At 30.9% G+C, this 17,386-nt stretch carries 14 protein-coding genes; 6 read left to right on the forward strand and 8 right to left on the reverse strand.

Annotation, left to right across the window (positions count from 1 at the left end):
* Positions 1 to 90 precede the first annotated feature (90 nt).
* The 3 genes from H9661_RS13465 to H9661_RS13475 all read right to left on the reverse strand — a co-directional run bounded on the left by H9661_RS13465 (position 91) and on the right by H9661_RS13475 (position 2,656).
* The gene (locus H9661_RS13465) at positions 91 to 759 is read right to left on the reverse strand and encodes a hypothetical protein (protein ID WP_143315331.1); all 669 of its coding nucleotides are present in this window, start codon (positions 757 to 759) and stop codon (positions 91 to 93) included.
* 326 nt (positions 760 to 1,085) lie between these two features.
* A complete protein-coding gene (locus tag H9661_RS13470) occupies positions 1,086 to 1,463 on the reverse strand; it encodes a Rid family detoxifying hydrolase (protein WP_143315332.1) in 378 nt (125 codons plus the stop codon).
* A 71-nt stretch (positions 1,464 to 1,534) separates the two neighbouring features.
* On the reverse strand, positions 1,535 to 2,656 hold the full coding sequence (locus H9661_RS13475; RefSeq protein ID WP_191769335.1) for a GH25 family lysozyme: 1,122 nt from the start codon (positions 2,654 to 2,656) through the stop codon (positions 1,535 to 1,537).
* A 191-nt stretch (positions 2,657 to 2,847) separates the two neighbouring features.
* Here H9661_RS13475 and H9661_RS13480 point away from each other — a divergent pair, with 191 nt between their 5' ends.
* Positions 2,848 to 4,653 carry a S8 family peptidase gene (locus H9661_RS13480; RefSeq protein ID WP_143315334.1) on the forward strand — a complete coding sequence of 602 codons (1,806 nt, stop codon included), beginning with the start codon at positions 2,848 to 2,850 and terminating at the stop codon, positions 4,651 to 4,653.
* Between the two features lie 13 nt (positions 4,654 to 4,666).
* Positions 4,667 to 6,385, forward strand: a complete 1,719-nt coding sequence (locus tag H9661_RS13485) for a S8 family peptidase (RefSeq protein ID WP_191769337.1) — start codon at positions 4,667 to 4,669, stop codon at positions 6,383 to 6,385.
* Between the two features lie 13 nt (positions 6,386 to 6,398).
* On the opposite strand, the gene H9661_RS13490 is transcribed toward H9661_RS13485, so the two are convergent.
* The 4 genes from H9661_RS13490 to H9661_RS13505 form a co-directional block, all read right to left on the reverse strand.
* On the reverse strand, positions 6,399 to 6,839 hold the full coding sequence (locus tag H9661_RS13490; protein ID WP_143315336.1) for a hypothetical protein: 441 nt from the start codon (positions 6,837 to 6,839) through the stop codon (positions 6,399 to 6,401).
* A gap of 119 nt (positions 6,840 to 6,958) precedes the next feature.
* Positions 6,959 to 10,477 carry a pyruvate:ferredoxin (flavodoxin) oxidoreductase gene (gene nifJ / locus H9661_RS13495; RefSeq protein ID WP_143315337.1) on the reverse strand — a complete coding sequence of 1,173 codons (3,519 nt, stop codon included), beginning with the start codon at positions 10,475 to 10,477 and terminating at the stop codon, positions 6,959 to 6,961.
* Positions 10,478 to 10,644: 167 nt separating this feature from the next.
* Positions 10,645 to 12,093, reverse strand: coding sequence for an MFS transporter (locus H9661_RS13500; protein ID WP_143315338.1), 1,449 nt, complete (start codon positions 12,091 to 12,093; stop codon positions 10,645 to 10,647).
* On the reverse strand, positions 12,086 to 12,550 hold the full coding sequence (locus H9661_RS13505; RefSeq protein ID WP_143315339.1) for a MarR family winged helix-turn-helix transcriptional regulator: 465 nt from the start codon (positions 12,548 to 12,550) through the stop codon (positions 12,086 to 12,088). The genes H9661_RS13500 and H9661_RS13505 overlap by 8 nt, the downstream gene beginning before the upstream one ends.
* Before the next feature lie 336 nt (positions 12,551 to 12,886).
* Between H9661_RS13505 and H9661_RS13510 the strand changes: the two genes are divergently transcribed.
* Positions 12,887 to 13,735 carry a DegV family protein gene (locus H9661_RS13510; RefSeq protein WP_143315340.1) on the forward strand — a complete coding sequence of 283 codons (849 nt, stop codon included), beginning with the start codon at positions 12,887 to 12,889 and terminating at the stop codon, positions 13,733 to 13,735.
* A gap of 38 nt (positions 13,736 to 13,773) precedes the next feature.
* Here the strand turns inward: H9661_RS13510 and H9661_RS13515 are convergent, their stop codons facing one another.
* Positions 13,774 to 14,136: a hypothetical protein gene (locus H9661_RS13515; protein WP_143315341.1), complete on the reverse strand. Its 363-nt coding sequence runs from the start codon at positions 14,134 to 14,136 to the stop codon at positions 13,774 to 13,776.
* A 129-nt stretch (positions 14,137 to 14,265) separates the two neighbouring features.
* Here H9661_RS13515 and H9661_RS13520 point away from each other — a divergent pair, with 129 nt between their 5' ends.
* The 3 genes from H9661_RS13520 to H9661_RS13530 all read left to right on the forward strand — a co-directional run bounded on the left by H9661_RS13520 (position 14,266) and on the right by H9661_RS13530 (position 17,378).
* Positions 14,266 to 14,658, forward strand: coding sequence for a hypothetical protein (locus H9661_RS13520; protein WP_143315342.1), 393 nt, complete (start codon positions 14,266 to 14,268; stop codon positions 14,656 to 14,658).
* Between the two features lie 115 nt (positions 14,659 to 14,773).
* Positions 14,774 to 15,724: a phosphoglycerate dehydrogenase gene (locus tag H9661_RS13525; RefSeq protein ID WP_191769339.1), complete on the forward strand. Its 951-nt coding sequence runs from the start codon at positions 14,774 to 14,776 to the stop codon at positions 15,722 to 15,724.
* 82 nt (positions 15,725 to 15,806) lie between these two features.
* Entirely contained in the window at positions 15,807 to 17,378 is a 1,572-nt protein-coding gene (locus tag H9661_RS13530) for a MutS-related protein (RefSeq protein ID WP_191769341.1), read from the forward strand.
* Positions 17,379 to 17,386 lie beyond the last annotated feature (8 nt).

A 17,386-nucleotide genomic window follows, 5' to 3' on the forward strand; every position in this document is an offset into this window, starting at 1 on the left:
AAATATAACTGGAAATGAAATTTCCAGTTATAAAACATATCCAATATTCAATTTACACAAGTTATTCTACATCCTCTATAAGGTGAATTTTTAGGATGCCTGATTAATAACTTCTTTAAAGTTATCTGGAACTTTTTCTTTAATTCTTTCATAGGAATCTTTTTCAGTAATAGCTGCTTCTAGTTTGCTTATACTATCATCTGTTAAAGTCCATACTTTATTAGAATCTTGATTTAATTCAAGTTCTACAGTTTTACTATCATCTAATTTTATATCGTTAAGATCATCTATTACAACTTTACCAAGGTAATTCATACTCTCTTCAACATTCATTGTTTTCTTTTTCTTTTCTTCTTTCAATTTTCCCAATCCATCTTTTTCTACATCATCTAAATTAATACCTTCTATTTCTAAAGATACTTTAGCTTTAGCTTTATCTACTTCTGATGAAGTCACATTATACTTTACTTTAGACAAGGCTGAATGTAATGCTTTTACAAAATCACCTTCCATATCTTCTCCATCTAAATTAAAAGTCACTACTAAATTATAGTCGCGTTTATTTGCTAAATCTTCTGCAGTATCTTTATCTACTTTTGTTTTCTCATAATTAACATCTTTTGACTTCAAATAAGTTCCAATATATGTTTTTACAACCTCTTCCGGTGCTTTTTTATCTTGTCCACCACATGCTATTAATGGCGCTGACAAAGTTACTATACATATTGTTGCTATTATTTTTTTCACTTTGTTCTTCATTTTTCTCCCCCGATCCAACAATTTTATCCAAGAACAAGTTTATAATTTACCATAAAGAAAATCAATAAATATATCGTAAAATGCTATTATATGGTCTTATAAAACGTTTTAATTTAAATACTACATAATTTAAGTGTTCGAAGCAAAAAAAATTATAAAACAAGTATATTTCTTGAGCTTTAGTAATATGTTGTTAAAGGTATAAATGTCAATAATGTATTTACCTATGAAGCTACTACTTTTCCTCTTTAAAAAATATATTTCTTCCTATAATTTCATAAATTCAAAATAGACATTTATACCTATCATTCAAAATTTATTTTAAGTTAAATATGAGCTATTGCTTCTATCTCAAGTAAAGCATCTTTAGGTAACTTAGCAACCTGAACAAGACTTCTAGCTGGAGTATTTTCTTTAAAATATTCTCCATAAATCTCATTGATTACTGGAAAATCATCCATATCCTTAATGAAAACTACAACCTTCACAACCTTATCCAAAGAACTGCCAGCGGCTTCAAGTATAGACTTCACATTTTCTAAGCTCTGCTTTGTTGCTTCTTTTATTTCAGTAACCATTACTCCAGACTCAGGCACTAATGGTATTTGTCCTGATGTAAAGATTAATTCTCCTACTTTAACTCCTTGAGAATATGGCCCAATAGCTTTAGGTGCTTTTTCAGTAAAAACTACTTCCTTTTTCATAATATCCCTTCCTTCAACATATATACTAAACTTTACATAAGTATATATTTCTTTTAAGGATATTTCAACATCTACTTTAATAAACTACTCCAAGTATTTTTTCCAACTATTCCATCTACTAAAAGGCCTTTTTTACTTTGAAAAGACTTAACCGCATTTAAAGTATTATCTCCAAATACTCCATCTGCAGCCAAGTTATATCCTTTACGATTTAAAAGAATCTGAAGACATTTTGTTATTTCCCCATTAGCTCCATATCTTATTACTGGAACATGACTTAAAGTCTCCTCCCCAACTATTCCATCTACCGCGATATTCCCAAAACCTTGTGAATTTATTTCACTTTGTAGCTTTCTTACTACATCATCTACTGTACTATTTCCACTATTAAGTTTTGCAAAAGTTAATGGTCCTGCTAATCCATCAGCAACTAATCCATTATCTGTTTGAAATTGTAGCAAAGAATTTAATGTTCCTTCACCAAAAATACCATCAGCTCCATATCCTCCACAATCATACCCTCTTGCAATTAATTTTTCCTGAAGTTCTTTACATCTGGACCCTACAAATCTCCTCCCTCTTTCTACCATTGTTTCAGCTGCAGGTGATGGATCATTATTTCTACTGGAAACGAGTATACCATCATAAAAATTATTTAGATCACAATCTCCATTTACCCCATCTACTCTCCCACTACTTGTATATTGATGTCCAACATAACTTGATCCCCAAACATTATTACTAGTTGGTGTTGTTACTCCATAATGAGCAACCCATAATGGATAGTTTGCAAGCCTGCTATCTAAATTGTTATTAATAAAATAAGGCGATGAATAAATTGCAATAGGCAAATCTGTTAATGAGTTAAATTTACTAATAAATCTTAAAGCATAATCCATTACATCAAATCCTGCCGTCTCCAAATCAAGACATGGTTTTAAATAATTATTTTTATTCTTTATTACATTATAGAAATTCTCTGCTTGAGTTTCTGGTGAGCTACTTCCTACTAGGAAATGATAAAATCCTACTTGTAACCCAGCACTGGTAGCACCATTATAATTTATTTCTCTAAAAGGATCTTGATAAGTAGTTCCTTCTGTTGCCTTAATATATACTAACTCTATTCCACTATTTTTAACCTTATCAAAATCAATATTTCCATTATGATTTGATACATCTATTCCTCTCATTTTTATCCTCCATATAATTCACGTTAGTTCTTTCCATTTTATATATAAATATGTTCTCATATTAATAAATGTGTTATATGCACAAATAAACTATATAATTTACACTCTACTCCGCATTTCCCAAAATTTTATCATTAATACTGTAAATTAAAAATAAAATATTATTAAAGCTTATTAAATTGGAGTTAACAATGCAAAATTCACGTGCTTGCAATCTTTACCATGAATCTAATACAGCAAATCATTTAGTTGAATATAGAGGCAATTTTAAAGAACAAATAGATAAGGTTTCTTATGCCTGCGGAGATATAATTACTGAAAGTATTGGGGTTATATCTTTAGAGGATAAATATTTGGAACAAATCTTAATTGATGTTCCTGCTATTATTTTTATAGGCTATAACCCTATATTTGTTTTAGAAGAAACCTCCCCTTCTAACGTGGATAATATAAATACTATTAAGATCAGTCCATATTTAAACTTGACTGGCAGAGGTGTTTTAGTTGGTATTATTGATACTGGCATAGATTATCTTAACCAAGAATTCATAAGAGAGGATGGAACATCTAGAATACTTAGTATATGGGATCAGTCAATAACTACTACCACCAATCCTTCAGTTCATATGGGTGAAATTTATACAAATGAACAAATTAATCAAGCTATAGCTGCTTCAAAAAACAATCAAGATCCCTATCAAATAGTCCCATCTAGAGATGAAATTGGTCATGGAACAAAAGTTGCTGGGATTATTGGAGCTAGAGGTTACGCTGGTGAACTTCAAGGTGTTGCACATGATTGCGATTTTGTAATAGTTAAACTCTCTCAGTCTTCCTATTTTAAAAAGCTTTTATCCGATAATGGCATAGTAAATGTTCCTGTTTATAATGCTTCAGAACTTATTGCAGCTTTAGAGCATGTAAAAAATATTAGTCTTAACTTAAATAGACCTATGGTCATTAGTCTAAATCTTGGAACTACGGATCTTAGTCATGATACTTTAAGTTTAACTGCTAGATATATAGCAAGTTTAGGAAATATAAGAGGAATATGTACTGTAATTGGAGTTGGTAATGAAGGTGACTCTCAAGGACATGCATCTGGAACCATTGTGTCAGTTGGAGATTCAAAAACTGTTGAACTTAGGATTCCTAGAGAGATGAAACAACTTGGCTTTAGAATAGTAGTTCAAAAACCAAGTCGTGTTTCTTTAAGAGTAATTTCTCCAACTGGAGAATCTTCAACCTTGTATGAATCTAAAATTGGCAAGCGCGACAGTCATTTATTTGTATATACAAATACTATTATGGAAATTAGATACTTAACTCCGGAACATTTTACAGGACATGAGATGATTCAAGTAGATTTTAAAAATATAAAGCCTGGTATTTGGAAATTTCAAATTACAGGTGAATATATAGTCAATGGCCGATTCGATATATGGCTTCCACCTAAAATCACTTTACCTGAAGGAACAGTATTTCTTGAACCTGACCCATATAGTACTTTATCAGTTCCAAGTACCGCTCTTAATATTGTGACAGTAGCATACTTTGGTGAAAATGGTGCTAGAATGCCATCCTCTGGAAGAGGTTATAATACAGATGGTATCATAAATCCTGATGTAGCCACATTAGGTACTAATATCTTAACTACCCAGGTTGGTGGTGGAAACACCACCCTTTCTGGTAGTTCTGCTGCAGCTTCTATAGTAGCAGGGGCCTCTGCCCTTTTATTGGAATGGGGAATTGTTAAAAATAATGACAGAACTATGCATTCAAGGAAGATAAGAAGCTACCTATACTACGGTGCCTATAGAAATGCTATTTATAAATTTCCTAATAGAGAAACAGGTTATGGCGATTTTGACTTGTTAGATACCTTTAACATCATTAGTAGATCCTATGGTGAAGTAAATAGAGATTATATAAAAGAAAACCAATCAAATTTTCATGAATATAATATAAATAATTTATTTATAAGAATTCCAAAATGAAAGGAAAGTTAAAATGAAGCAAGTAAATGGTACACCTTCAAATATCTTTTATGATGTTAATTATGATCACTACGTAGTACAATATCAAGGAAACATTCAAGAAGATCTTTCTAGATTTCCTGATTACTATGCAACTATAATTAATAATAGATATGCTATAGTTTCCGTAAAAAAGGACATTGAAATTAATATAACAAGTCCTTTTTTCCCTACTATTGTTTATGTAAAACCTGCAGAAATGTACACTTTGCAGCAAATATCTCCAATAGAGGCTACCCAAGTTAACTTTTTACAATTAAATCTTCCATTAAGCCTTACTGGAAGAGGTGTTAATGTTGCTATACTAGATTCAGGTATAGATTACTTAAGTCCTGAATTTATGGATGCCAATGGACAAACCAGAATAGAATTAATTTGGGATATGACTATCCCATCAGAAAATTCATTTAATACTAATACTCCTCATTTTGGAACAGTTTTTAGCAAAGAGAAAATACAAGATGCAATAAATGCTTCAAGAGAAGGAAAATCTCCCTATGACATAGTACCAACACAAGATACTCTTGGTCATGGAACTAGTATGGCAGGTATAATTGGAGCCTCTGGAAAAAACCCTAATTTAAAAGGTATTGCCCCTGAGTGCAATTTCGTAGTAATCAAACTAATTGAAGATTTTTCTTTTGAGGCTCAATTTGATATAGAAATTCCAGTTTTTAATGTAACAGTTATATTTGCAGCACTTGAATTTTTAAATAGATATGCCCTAAGTTTTTTTAAACCAATGGCCATATGTTTTCCTCTTGGTACTAACTTAGGTAGTCATGATGGTAATGATATTGTTTCTCAATATATAGACTCAATTTCCTCTAATACTGGAATCGTTGTAATTACAGGAGCAGGCAATGAACGTGCTGAAAGTGAACATACTTCAGGAATTATACCTGAAACTGGCGTAAATAAAGAAATTGAAATAGATGTTTCTCCTGAGCAGAAAGATCTTTGGGTTGAAATTTGGTCTGATGCTCCCAATATTTTGTCTGTTGATATAGTATCTCCATCTGGAGAAAATACTGGCCCTATACGTGCTTTAATTAATGTTACTGAAACTTATACTTTTCTATTTGAAAAAACATCGATGAAAATAAATTTCTACACTCCAGAAGAAAACAGTGGTAACGAATTAATTCGCATTAGAATCTATAAACTTCAGCCTGGCATATGGAGAATTAGAATAATAGGCGAATATATTCTAGATGGAAACTTTAATGCTTGGATACCTCAAAGTGGAATAACAGTTGGAGGAACTAGACTTATGCCATCAGATATTTATGGGACTTTAACCAATCCAGGTAATACAGCTTTTATAATTACTGCTGCTGCTTACAATCAAAATAATAATAATATTCTAAACTATTCAGGGGTAGGTTTTACTGGCAATAACCGCATTGGAATTACTGTTGCGGCTGGTGGTGTTAATGCCGTTACAGTTGCTCCAAATAATTCTACCACTGTTGTTAATGGAACAAGCGTATCTGCTGCTGTAGTTTCTGGTGCTTGCGCATTATTACTCCAATGGGGAATTGTAGATGGAAATGATCCAACAATGTATTCTCAAACTATAAAGACATACCTTGCTCGAGGAACAACAAAAAGAGCTGGTGATATTTATCCTAATCCTCAATGGGGATATGGAATGTTAAATATACTGGCAATGTTTCAAAATATGAGATAACTTGAAATTCATTTTAGTAAAATGGAGCTCTACTTTCAATTTCATGACTAATTTTTGCTGCCACATATGCAAAAAAGGAAGATATTAAAGAGTCCTGCAAATCTCTGAGTTCCTGCTTTGTTGCTTTCCCTAAAGAGTAAGCATTAACCAATTGTTCAAAACTTACTTCCACAGAATTTATAGCTAAGACTAATAATGTTCCAGTAATTAAACCAGGATATTTCTTAAGTATACATGTAGCTTGTGGATCATTTTTATAATTAGTTCCATTTATGTCATCTAATAAAATTGCTCTTCTAGTATGTCTTACAATAATACTTTGTATTATTGTATATAGAGCTATATGTCCTGATAAAATTTCTCTATTGCTCCATCCAAGTTCTATTAAAAACTGATTCCAATCTTTACTGCTTTTATTATTTTCATTACCTTGTGTAAGTCTATCTTTTTTCAATATCTATCACCACTCTTAGTTATTGCTAAACAAATCTACTATTCAATATATGACTACAAATATATAACTGCTTATAATTTTCAGAAAAATAAGGGAAGTAATTAACTTCCCTCAAAATACTATCTTTCTGCTAACCTTCTGTATGTATCCAATCTTTCCATTGCATCATGCTCTGTCTTTTCAAACAACTTTTCAGATTGCTCTGGAAAAGCTTTAGCAAGTGATGAATACCTAACTTCTCCCATTAAGAATTCTTTGAACTTACCATTAGGCTCCTTTGCATAATCAAGTGAAAATGGATTCTTTTCACCTCGAAGACTAGGATTATATCTATATAGTTGCCAATAACCACAGTGTACCGCTTTTCTCTCTTCTTCTACAGAATTAGCCATTCCAACATGAATTCCATGAGATATACATGGCGCATAAGCAATAATTAAAGATGGTCCATTATAGCTTTCAGCTTCTGCAATTGCTTTTAGTGTTTGATTTTTATCTGCTCCTATAGCAACTTGAGCAACATAAATATATCCGTAGGTCATAGCCATTGCACCTAGATCCTTTTTCTTTGTTCTCTTACCACTAGAAGCAAATTTAGCTATTGCTGCTGTAGGGGTAGATTTTGATGACTGACCTCCTGTATTGGAATAAATTTCAGTATCCATTACTAATACATTTACATCTTCTCCAGAAGCTAATACATGATCAAGTCCACCATATCCAATATCGTAAGCCCATCCATCTCCACCAAATAGCCATTGACTTCTCTTTACTAAGTAATCCTTATTTTTAAGTATCTTTTTAGCTATTTCAGAGTTTTCATTTTGTAATACTTCAATAACTCTATTTGCTCTAAGTCTTGTTCCTTCACCTGAATCTTTGTGATCTAACCAGTCTTTTAAAACATTCTTTGTTTCATCAGGTAAATCTGATTCTAAAGCTTTTTTAATGTCTTCAGCAATTGTTTCCCTCATATATGTGCTTCCTAAATGCATTCCATAACCAAACTCTGCATTATCCTCAAATAAAGAATTAGCCCAGGCTGGACCATGACCATCCTTATTTACTGTATACGCACTCATTTCTGCAGATCCTGCCCATATTGATGAACAACCTGTTGCATTGGCTATCATCATCCTATCTCCAAATAATTGAGTTATAATTCTAGCATATGCAGGTTCTCCACAACCAGCACAAGCTCCGTGGAATTCAAGAAGAGGAGTTTCAAATTGACTGCCTTTAACAGTAAACTTGCTCATTGGATTTTCTTTCTTAGAAACACCTTCCATGTAATAATCCCATACTTCAATTTGCTCTGCCTGTGAATCTTGTGATTTCATAATTAATGCTTTTTCAGGAGCTGGACAAACTTCCGCACAATTTGCACATCCAGTACAATCTAAAATGCTTACGCCTATTGAAAAATTATATTTTTCATCAGTTTTTAATGCTTTAGCCTCAACTAGCTTTGTTCCTTCTGGCGCATTGTTCTTCTCTTCTTCATTTAATAAGAAAGGTCTAATTACTGAATGCGGACATACATACGAACACTGATTACATTGAATACAGTTTTCAGGTATCCATTCAGGAACATTTACTGCAATACCTCTTTTAAAGAAGACTGAAGTCCCTTGTCTAAAAGATCCATCGTCCATTCCATGTTTTACAAAAGTAGAAACTGGCAAACTATTTCCTTCTTGTCTATGTATTGGCATAGCTACTTCTTTTACAAAGTCAGGTATATCTTCTTTGATATCAAGCTTATCATCCTTTGCATCTTTCCATGAAGCAGGTACATCAATTTTTATTATTGAATTAACACCTTTATCTATTGCTTCATGGTTCATAGATACTACCTTTTCTCCTTTTTTACTATATGAAGTAACTACTGCTTCTTTAAGATATTTAACAGCATCTTCCACAGGAATTATATTTGTAAGTTTAAAAAAGGCTGATTGCATTATCATATTAATTCTTCCGCCAAGACCTATATCTTGCGCTATCTTTATTGCATTTATTGTATAAAACTCAATATTATTTTCTGCAATAAACACCTTTACTCTTGCTGGAAGTCTTTCTTCAAGCTCCTCTGGACTCCAAATTGTATTTAGTAAGAACTTAGAATTTTCTTTTAGTCCTTCCATTACATTATATTTATAAACATATGCTTGATTATGACAAGCAACAAAATCAGCTTTATCTATTAAATAAGGTGATTTAATTGGCTTTTTACCAAACCTTAAATGAGATATTGTTATACCACCAGATTTTTTTGAGTCATAGAAAAAGTAACCTTGAGCATACATCTCTGTATGATCTCCTATAATTTTTATGGCACTTTTATTTGCACCGATGGTTCCATCAGATCCAAGACCCCAAAATTTACATTGAGTTGTACCTTCTGGTGTTGCATCAATACCTTTTATAAGTTCTAATGAAGTATTTGTCACATCATCTAGTATTCCAATTGTAAAACTATTTTTGGGCTCATTCTTAGTCAAGTTTTCATAAACTGCCGCTATATTTTCTGGATTTGGATCCTTTGAACCAAGTCCAAATCTTCCTCCTACTATTATAGGTCTTTCTTTTTCACTAAAGAATGTTCTAACTACATCTAGGTATAAAGGTTCTCCAGGCGCACCAGGTTCTTTAGTTCTATCTAAAACTGCTATCTTTTTAACCGATTTAGGTATAACTTTTAGTAACCTTTCAGTAGAAAATGGTCTAAATAGCCTTACCCTAACGAGTCCTACTTTTTCTCCTTTATTATTTAAATAATCAACAGTTTCTTCACATACATCTGTGACAGATCCCATTGCAATAATAATCCTATCAGCATCAGGTGCCCCATAATAATCAAAACAATGATATTCCCTACCTGTAAGACTTGTGATTTTACTCATATACTCTTCAACTACTGTTGGAATATCATCATAAAATCTATTAGCTGCTTCCCTAAGTTGAAAATAAACATCTGAATTTTGAGCCATACCTCTAGTTACTGGACTATTAGGTGTCATAGAATTATTTCTAAAATCCTCAAGGGATTTTTGATCAACCATCTTTTGAAGATCATCGTACTCTAAAACTTCTATCTTTTGAATTTCATGAGAGGTTCTAAAGCCATCAAAAAAATTAAGAAATGGCATTCTACTTTTAATTGCTGCTAAATGTGCAACTGCTGAAAGATCCATAACTTCCTGAACAGAACTTTCTACTAACATTACTACTCCTGTTTGTCTTGCAGCCATTACATCTTGGTGATCTCCAAAAATATTTAATGATGATGTAGTTAGCGCTCTAGCTGCTACATGAATAACACCTGGCAATCTATCTCCAACTATCCTATATATATTAGGTATCATAAGTAGCAACCCTTGCGATGCTGTATATGTTGTTGTTAAAGCACCTGACTGAAGTGAGCCATGTAATGCTCCTGCTGCACCTGCTTCTGATTGCATCTCTACAACTTTAACTGGTCTACCAAATATATTTTTCTTTTCCTGAGCACTCCAACTATCTACATATTCTGCCATTGGAGATGAAGGTGTAATAGGAAATATTACAGATACTTCTGTAAAGGCATATGAAATATATGCTGCTGCTGTATTTCCATCCATGGTTTTCATCTTTTTCATTGTATCCACCTCATGTTCTTAATATCATTATTTTTTTGTTAATATACTTTTAGTATTTTATCCATTATTACTTTGTCTTATGTAAAAAATTAAAAGTTATCCTATTAAATACATATGTTATTTTCCCATATAAAAAAAGCCATATCACTATGGCTTTTTTCTCTATTTTAGCTTTCATATTCTGTATTTAATTTACGAATTTTTTTACTATTATATAATCGTATTCCAGTAATTATAGCACCTACAACACAAAGCATAGAAGCCGAAATATAAACACATCTCATCCCATATATAAATATATCATCTCTGCCTACTATGTAATCAACTACCCTATATCCAGCTTTGCTGCTCATTCTGCTATAAAGTAAAGAAGTTGCAAGTGATGTACCAAATACCATACCAAGATTTCTAATAAGTGCATTTACACTACCTGCAATTCCAAGCTTATCCTTTGTTACAGTTGACATTACTAAAGAATTATTTGGTGATTGGAACATTCCATTTCCAATAGTCATAATTATTATAAAAACTATTAACATTATAACAGGTGAGTTCTCATTTAAGGTTGATATAAGAAATAAACCTAAACTGGTTAACGTGAGCCCAATTAATGTAAGTATTTCTGATCCAATTTTATCTGATAAATACCCGCTAAAAGGTGCTACTACAGAAAGTACAAGCGGTGAAACCATCATAAAAAATCCTGTTGTGGCTGGTGATAGTTTTAAAGCATCTTGAAAATAAAAAGGCAGAATTATATTAGATGCACTAATTGCAATAAATGATATAAATGCACATAATATGCTTATTGAAAATAAACTATTTGAAAAAATCTTTAAGTAAAGTAGAGGTAATTCCATCTTACTTTCAATCCAAAGAAACACTATAAAAGTAATAGCTGATACAATAAATGCCAATATTATATATATATTATTATACCCAATAGTTTGACCTTGTACTAAAGCACCAAATAATGCCACAGTTGATATGGCAAATAAAAGAGCTCCTTTTCCATCAAAATTTTCATCTATTTCTTTGTCTGACTTTGGAAAAATCTTCATTGTAAGTATGAAAACTATTATTCCTATAGGCACATTTATTAAAAATATATATTCCCAACTAACAGCCGAAACGATTATCCCACCAAGTGGAGGCCCAGCCATGGCTCCCAACGCAACAAAGGTTCCTAAAATTCCAAGGGCTCTTCCCCGTTCATTAGGAGGAAAAACTTGAGTTATAATACCTTGATTATTTGCCATGGTAGCAGCCGCTCCAATGGCTTGAATTACTCTTGCAACAACCAATACTAATAAGGAATTAGTAAAGCCACAAAGTAATGATCCTAATGTAAAAAGCAAAACTCCAAATTTAAATATTTTTGTTTTACCTTTTATATCTCCTAGCCTTCCAAATATTAAAATAGTAGCTACGATTGTAATTAAAAAACTAGTAACTACCCACTGAATGCTTGCTGAGCTAACATTTAATTTATTAGACATATCAGGTAAAGCGACATTTACAATACTACCATCTAAAGTTGACATGAATGTGGCTGATAACACTGTAAATAGAATAATCCATCGCTTTTTATATATTTCATCTTCTTTATTATTCAATATTTTTCATCCTTTCACAGCAGTTCTTTTTAATTTCTTTAGCATTCTCTAATACCTTATCTAGAAATTCTATAGAACTTTCAATTTGTTCTTCTTCATTTCCCTGAATTATCATATTAGTCCACTCTTCTATAATATTATGAATTTCAGGGATTACTTCTCTTCCTCTTTTAGTTAAAAATAATTTATATGCACGTATATCTTTTTCATTTTCTTCTTTTCTAACATATTCTAACTCAATTAGTTTTTTTATTATTCTTGCAGACATAGCTTTATCCACATTAAGCTCTCTACTTATCTCATTTTGACTAATGCCTTCATTCTTGTTTAACACTAACAAATATGGATAACTTCCAGTTGTAATATTTAGCTTTTCTAATTTCTTATCTAAATATACTTGAGTGTATCTATATATATTATTGGTTAATCTAATTAAATCTCTAAATTTGCTATTCATGTTTCCTCCTTTTGCTTTCCAAATAATAAATTATCATAGAATAGTTGATTAGTCAACCATTCTATCCATTTGACCCTTATTTTTATATGATTTATAATTAGTTAAAAATAGACAAATAAAATCAATATTTATAATATTCAAAGATTATTGGATAAAAACATATTGAACTTATCTTATAATGCGAGCCAATTTAAATCAGTTATTGTACAAATTTACTTTTATGGTTACGATGTATATCTAAGTTATGTTATACTAAATATACAAAGATCAAAACTTTTATGAATAAGTGAAATAAAATTGACATCTTAATTTAAGATACATAAAGGAGAATTCATAATGGAAAAAATAGCGTTAATAACAGATAGTGCTTCAGATGTAAGCTTAGATTTTGTAAAAGAAAATAATATAAAGGTAGTACCTTTTAAAATTATTTTTTCTGATAGAGAATATAATGATGCTATAGAATTGACATCTGAGATGCTTTATGAACTTTTACCAAAAGAAGTTCCTACAACTTCTTTACCTAGTACAGACAAATTTGCAGAATTATTGACTTCATTAAAGGATGAAGGTTATACTCATGCCATTATAATAACAATATCAAGCGGCCTTTCTGGTACTTATAACTCTGCAAGACTAGCTGCTGAAAGTGTTAATGGAATAGAAACTTTTGTATTTGATTCTATGACTTTAACTATGTCTGAAGGTGCTATGGTAATTGAAACAGCTAATCTAATAAAAGAAGGTAAATCCTTTAAAGAAATTACTGAGTTTCTACCAAGCTTAAGGGATAAAATAGATGTATTTTTTACAATAGATACTTTAGAATATTTAATTAAGGGAGGTAGAATTGGTAAAGTTGCAGGTACAATTGCTACTACCCTCAACTTAAAACCAATAATAACAGTTGGGAATGACGGAATATATCATACTGCTGCTAAAGTTAGAGGAGTCAAACAATCTATATCAAAACTTTCTACTTTACTAAAACCATATCTTGAGAAAGGTAAATGTAAAGTATGGGTTCTAAATGGAGGTGCTCCTGAAAAAGCAAAAGTATTATATCAATCAATAAAAGATTTCCCTAATATTATTGAATGTACCCTAGGAGGATGTATTGCTCCTTCTCTTGGAGTACATACCGGACCTGGTTTAGTTGGACTTATAGTTGAAAAGATGTATTAATAATTTTATATAAAAAATAAACTGAGGGAATACTCAGTTTATTTTTTTATCTTATGTTTACATGACCTTCTTGCTCTTTTCACATTAACTAATATACTTTCTATAGATTCTTCCCCATACTCATCTCTAAAACATAATTGGAAAATATCCATACCACAAAATCCTCTTTTAGCCTTATATATATAAGTGGATGGTTCTACAAAGTACAAAATACCATTACATGGATTTAATTTAATCTTTACAGAACTCTTTGCTCTACTACAATTTCTTACTTTTATGTCCAATATCACCGGTATACATCCATATGCACATATAGGTTTTATTTCACTTATTTCAACTTTAAAATTATTTGGATGTATCTTAAATTCACATGTATCTCTACCCTGCTCCTCTTCCTTCATAATTAACATCCTCCCTGCAACTTCTTACAAAATATACTATGCTTTTTCTTCATATTTTGTACCAATTGCTGAACCTTCCCCATAGAATAAAATAAAAAGAAATTTATGCACTTTTAGGAGGAAAAAAAGATGGAAAAACCTTCTCCATCCTGTAAATCTATTATCGCAAACTGTAGATTAGACGTAAACTTCGACCCTAAAAATAAAATAATATATGTATGTTCTGGCAAACCACAGTATTTCACCGCTACTTCAAGTAAATGTAACGGCCCCATTACAATAACTTATACTGGGAGAAAATATGATCCATGTACCAAAAAAATATGTGGTGACTTAGGAGTTTACACAACTTATGATTCAGGTATAGTTTTAGATGCATATAATTGCATAAGGCCTGGAACAATGGACACTCTATCCTTTACAGCAGATGATGGTTGCACATGTTATAAATTCACAGTTATATTCGTTTACTCACCATGTGATTGCTATAATACGCAAACTTGTTGTAATTGCAATAAATAAATTATTATAATAAACATATTAAGCTTAGCATCATAGAAGACATATCCCTAGCTAAGTTTAGTATGTTTATTTTAGTATGTTATAATATTTTCAATTACATTTAGGAGGAATTATTATGTATAACGTTAGAATCACCGCTAGTGATGTATCAAATTTAAATAATGAACCTTTAGAACTTTTAAAAAAAAATGGCTTTGATGTAAAAGAAAAACCATTTAAAAATATAAAGAATGAAGAAGAATACATAGAGTTTATTAAAGATGCTGACGCACTACTTGTTGGCACTGAAACCTTAGATAAAAAAATATTAGAAAAGATTCCAAATTTGAAATTTATCGCTAGGCGAGGTGTTGGCTATGATAGCATAGATGTTGATTACTGCCACATTAATAATATAACCATTGCTCGTACATTAGGTACTGTTGAATCTTCTGTTTCAGAACTTACTATGGCCTTTATTTTGGCCTTAACTAGAAAACTAGAAGAACATTCTAGAGATATCCATAATGGAATTTGGAATAAAAGACTTTCATCAGGACTTAAAGGAACCACCCTTGGGCTAGTTGGTTTTGGCAACATAGGACAAGAAGTAGCAAGAAAAGCTTCAGTTTTTGATATGAATTTAGTTTATTATTGCCCTCATAGAAAAATTGAATTAGAAGAAAGATATAACGTTCGTTATGTTACATTAGATGAACTATTGAAAATTAGTGATTTTGTTTCACTTCATATGCCATCTACTGAAGAAACTAAAAACATGTTCACATATGACAAGTTTAAAAAAATGAAAAAAACAGCCATGTTTATTAACACCGCTAGAGGGTCTATAGTTAATGAAGAAGATTTAGCACTAGCTTTAAAAAACAGAATTATATCTGGCGCTGCCTTAGATGTTTTTCAAGAAGAGCCTTGCTTAGATTCCCCTGTTTTAAAACTAGATAATGTAATATTATCTCCTCATGCTGGAACTTTTACTTATGATACATTCTACAGCATGAACCTTCTTGCAGCTAATTTAATTGTTGATTATTTTAATGGTGTTATAGACAATAAATTTATTATTTAAATTGTAAATACTTTATTTTCACTACTTATACTGGTATACTTTCCATATATGGACAAGACCTATGAAGGAAAGGCAGATTCTTATGAATACAATAAAAAAACTAATTTTATCAGATTTTACTCGAACTAAGGATTCTAAAAGAAACTTTACTAAAATAAGAGCTCTTTTTGACTTATCCTATAAAAATGAATACACAATTGATGATAATACTTGGGATGATTTAATGATGAATGATGTCTTTACTAAATTAGATAGAACCTATTCTAGTTCAGGGGAAGCAGCTTTATATAGTATGCTGAGGAATCCATTAATGGATAAGGATAAATTAGAGAAAAGAAAAAACTTAATTGAATTATTTAGAAAAAACAAAGAACTAAGTGGTAATATAAGGTACATACTATTTAATATGGGTTTCGACTCTAAAAATAGACTTATTAAAATGCTTGAAGGTTCTCTTGTAGTAAGTAAGGTAAAATTTTTTCTTTATATGATACTTGGACAGATAGTTCCATTATTATTAATAATTCTAGCCTTTGCTTTTAAAGAACCAAGATTTGCATTTGGTTTTTTCATATTAGTTTACCTTAATATTTATATAACTCATAAAGAAAAAAACAATGTAACTGCTACCGGAATCATTTATCTTAGAGATTTATTAACTGCAGCAAATAAAATTTCTAAAGAAGATAATCTAGCTCTAGCTTCTATGACTAAGAAAATTAAGTCTGCTTTAAATGATAAGGAAATTAAATCCATAGATAGATCTACTCGATTCATTAAGTTTATCACTGGATATGGTGAAATTTTAGAATATTTATCTGTACCTTTTTTACTAGAAGTCACAAATTATTATAAAATCAGCGGTATTTTATCAAATAGTGAAGATAAAATTCTTACTTTATATTATTTAATTGGCGAAATCGATGCTTTAATATCTATTGCTAGTTATAAAGAAATCAATATATCAAATTGTGCTACTCCAAAATTTTTAGATAATACTACCTTAAAGATAGTGGATGGTATTCACCCACTATTAAATAAACCCGTTGCAAATTCTATATCAATTGAAAAAAACGGTATAGTTCTTACTGGAACGAATATGTCTGGAAAATCTACATTCTTAAGAATGATGAGTACAAATATTCTATTAGCACAAACTTTTAATTTTGTACTAGCTAAGGAATATGAAGCTTGTTTTTTAAATATAGTGTCATCTATTAGTCCTAAGGATGATATTAATTCTGGAAAGAGTTACTACCTATCTGAAGCAGAATCAGTATTAAGAATAATTAAAGCTCTAGATAGTGATATACCAGTTTTCTGTCCTATTGATGAAATATTTAGAGGTACTAACCCTATAGAAAGAATATCTTCTTCTGCTGAAATATTAAGTTACATAAATAGAAGAAATGCTATATGTATCGTAGCTACCCATGATAGAGAATTATCTGAGATGCTAAAGGACCAATATGATTTTTATTACTTTAGCGAAGATGTTAATAACACTGAAGGATTAAGTTTTGATTATAAACTAAAAGAAGGTATTTCAAATACTAGAAATGCAATAAAGCTTCTAGATTACATAGGCTATCCTAAAGAAATAATTGAAGCAGCATATAAGAAAGCGGAAACTCTTAACACTAATTTCATTTAAATAATTTA

The organism is Clostridium cibarium, assembly GCF_014836335.1.
Taxonomy (GTDB): domain Bacteria; phylum Bacillota; class Clostridia; order Clostridiales; family Clostridiaceae; genus Clostridium; species Clostridium cibarium.

What these genes read in the sequence shown, in the direction of transcription:
- H9661_RS13465 (WP_143315331.1), bottom strand. Translation starts at nt 759, where the DNA reads ATGAAGAACAAAGTGAAAAAAATAATAGCAACAATATGTATAGTAACT.
- H9661_RS13470 (WP_143315332.1), bottom strand. Translation starts at nt 1,463, where the DNA reads ATGAAAAAGGAAGTAGTTTTTACTGAAAAAGCACCTAAAGCTATTGGG.
- H9661_RS13475 (WP_191769335.1), bottom strand. Translation starts at nt 2,656, where the DNA reads ATGAGAGGAATAGATGTATCAAATCATAATGGAAATATTGATTTTGAT.
- H9661_RS13480 (WP_143315334.1), top strand. Translation starts at nt 2,848, where the DNA reads ATGCAAAATTCACGTGCTTGCAATCTTTACCATGAATCTAATACAGCA.
- H9661_RS13485 (WP_191769337.1), top strand. Translation starts at nt 4,667, where the DNA reads ATGAAGCAAGTAAATGGTACACCTTCAAATATCTTTTATGATGTTAAT.
- nifJ (WP_143315337.1), bottom strand. Translation starts at nt 10,477, where the DNA reads ATGAAAAAGATGAAAACCATGGATGGAAATACAGCAGCAGCATATATT.
- H9661_RS13505 (WP_143315339.1), bottom strand. Translation starts at nt 12,550, where the DNA reads ATGAATAGCAAATTTAGAGATTTAATTAGATTAACCAATAATATATAT.
- H9661_RS13510 (WP_143315340.1), top strand. Translation starts at nt 12,887, where the DNA reads ATGGAAAAAATAGCGTTAATAACAGATAGTGCTTCAGATGTAAGCTTA.
- H9661_RS13515 (WP_143315341.1), bottom strand. Translation starts at nt 14,136, where the DNA reads ATGAAGGAAGAGGAGCAGGGTAGAGATACATGTGAATTTAAGATACAT.
- H9661_RS13520 (WP_143315342.1), top strand. Translation starts at nt 14,266, where the DNA reads ATGGAAAAACCTTCTCCATCCTGTAAATCTATTATCGCAAACTGTAGA.
- H9661_RS13525 (WP_191769339.1), top strand. Translation starts at nt 14,774, where the DNA reads ATGTATAACGTTAGAATCACCGCTAGTGATGTATCAAATTTAAATAAT.
- H9661_RS13530 (WP_191769341.1), top strand. Translation starts at nt 15,807, where the DNA reads ATGAATACAATAAAAAAACTAATTTTATCAGATTTTACTCGAACTAAG.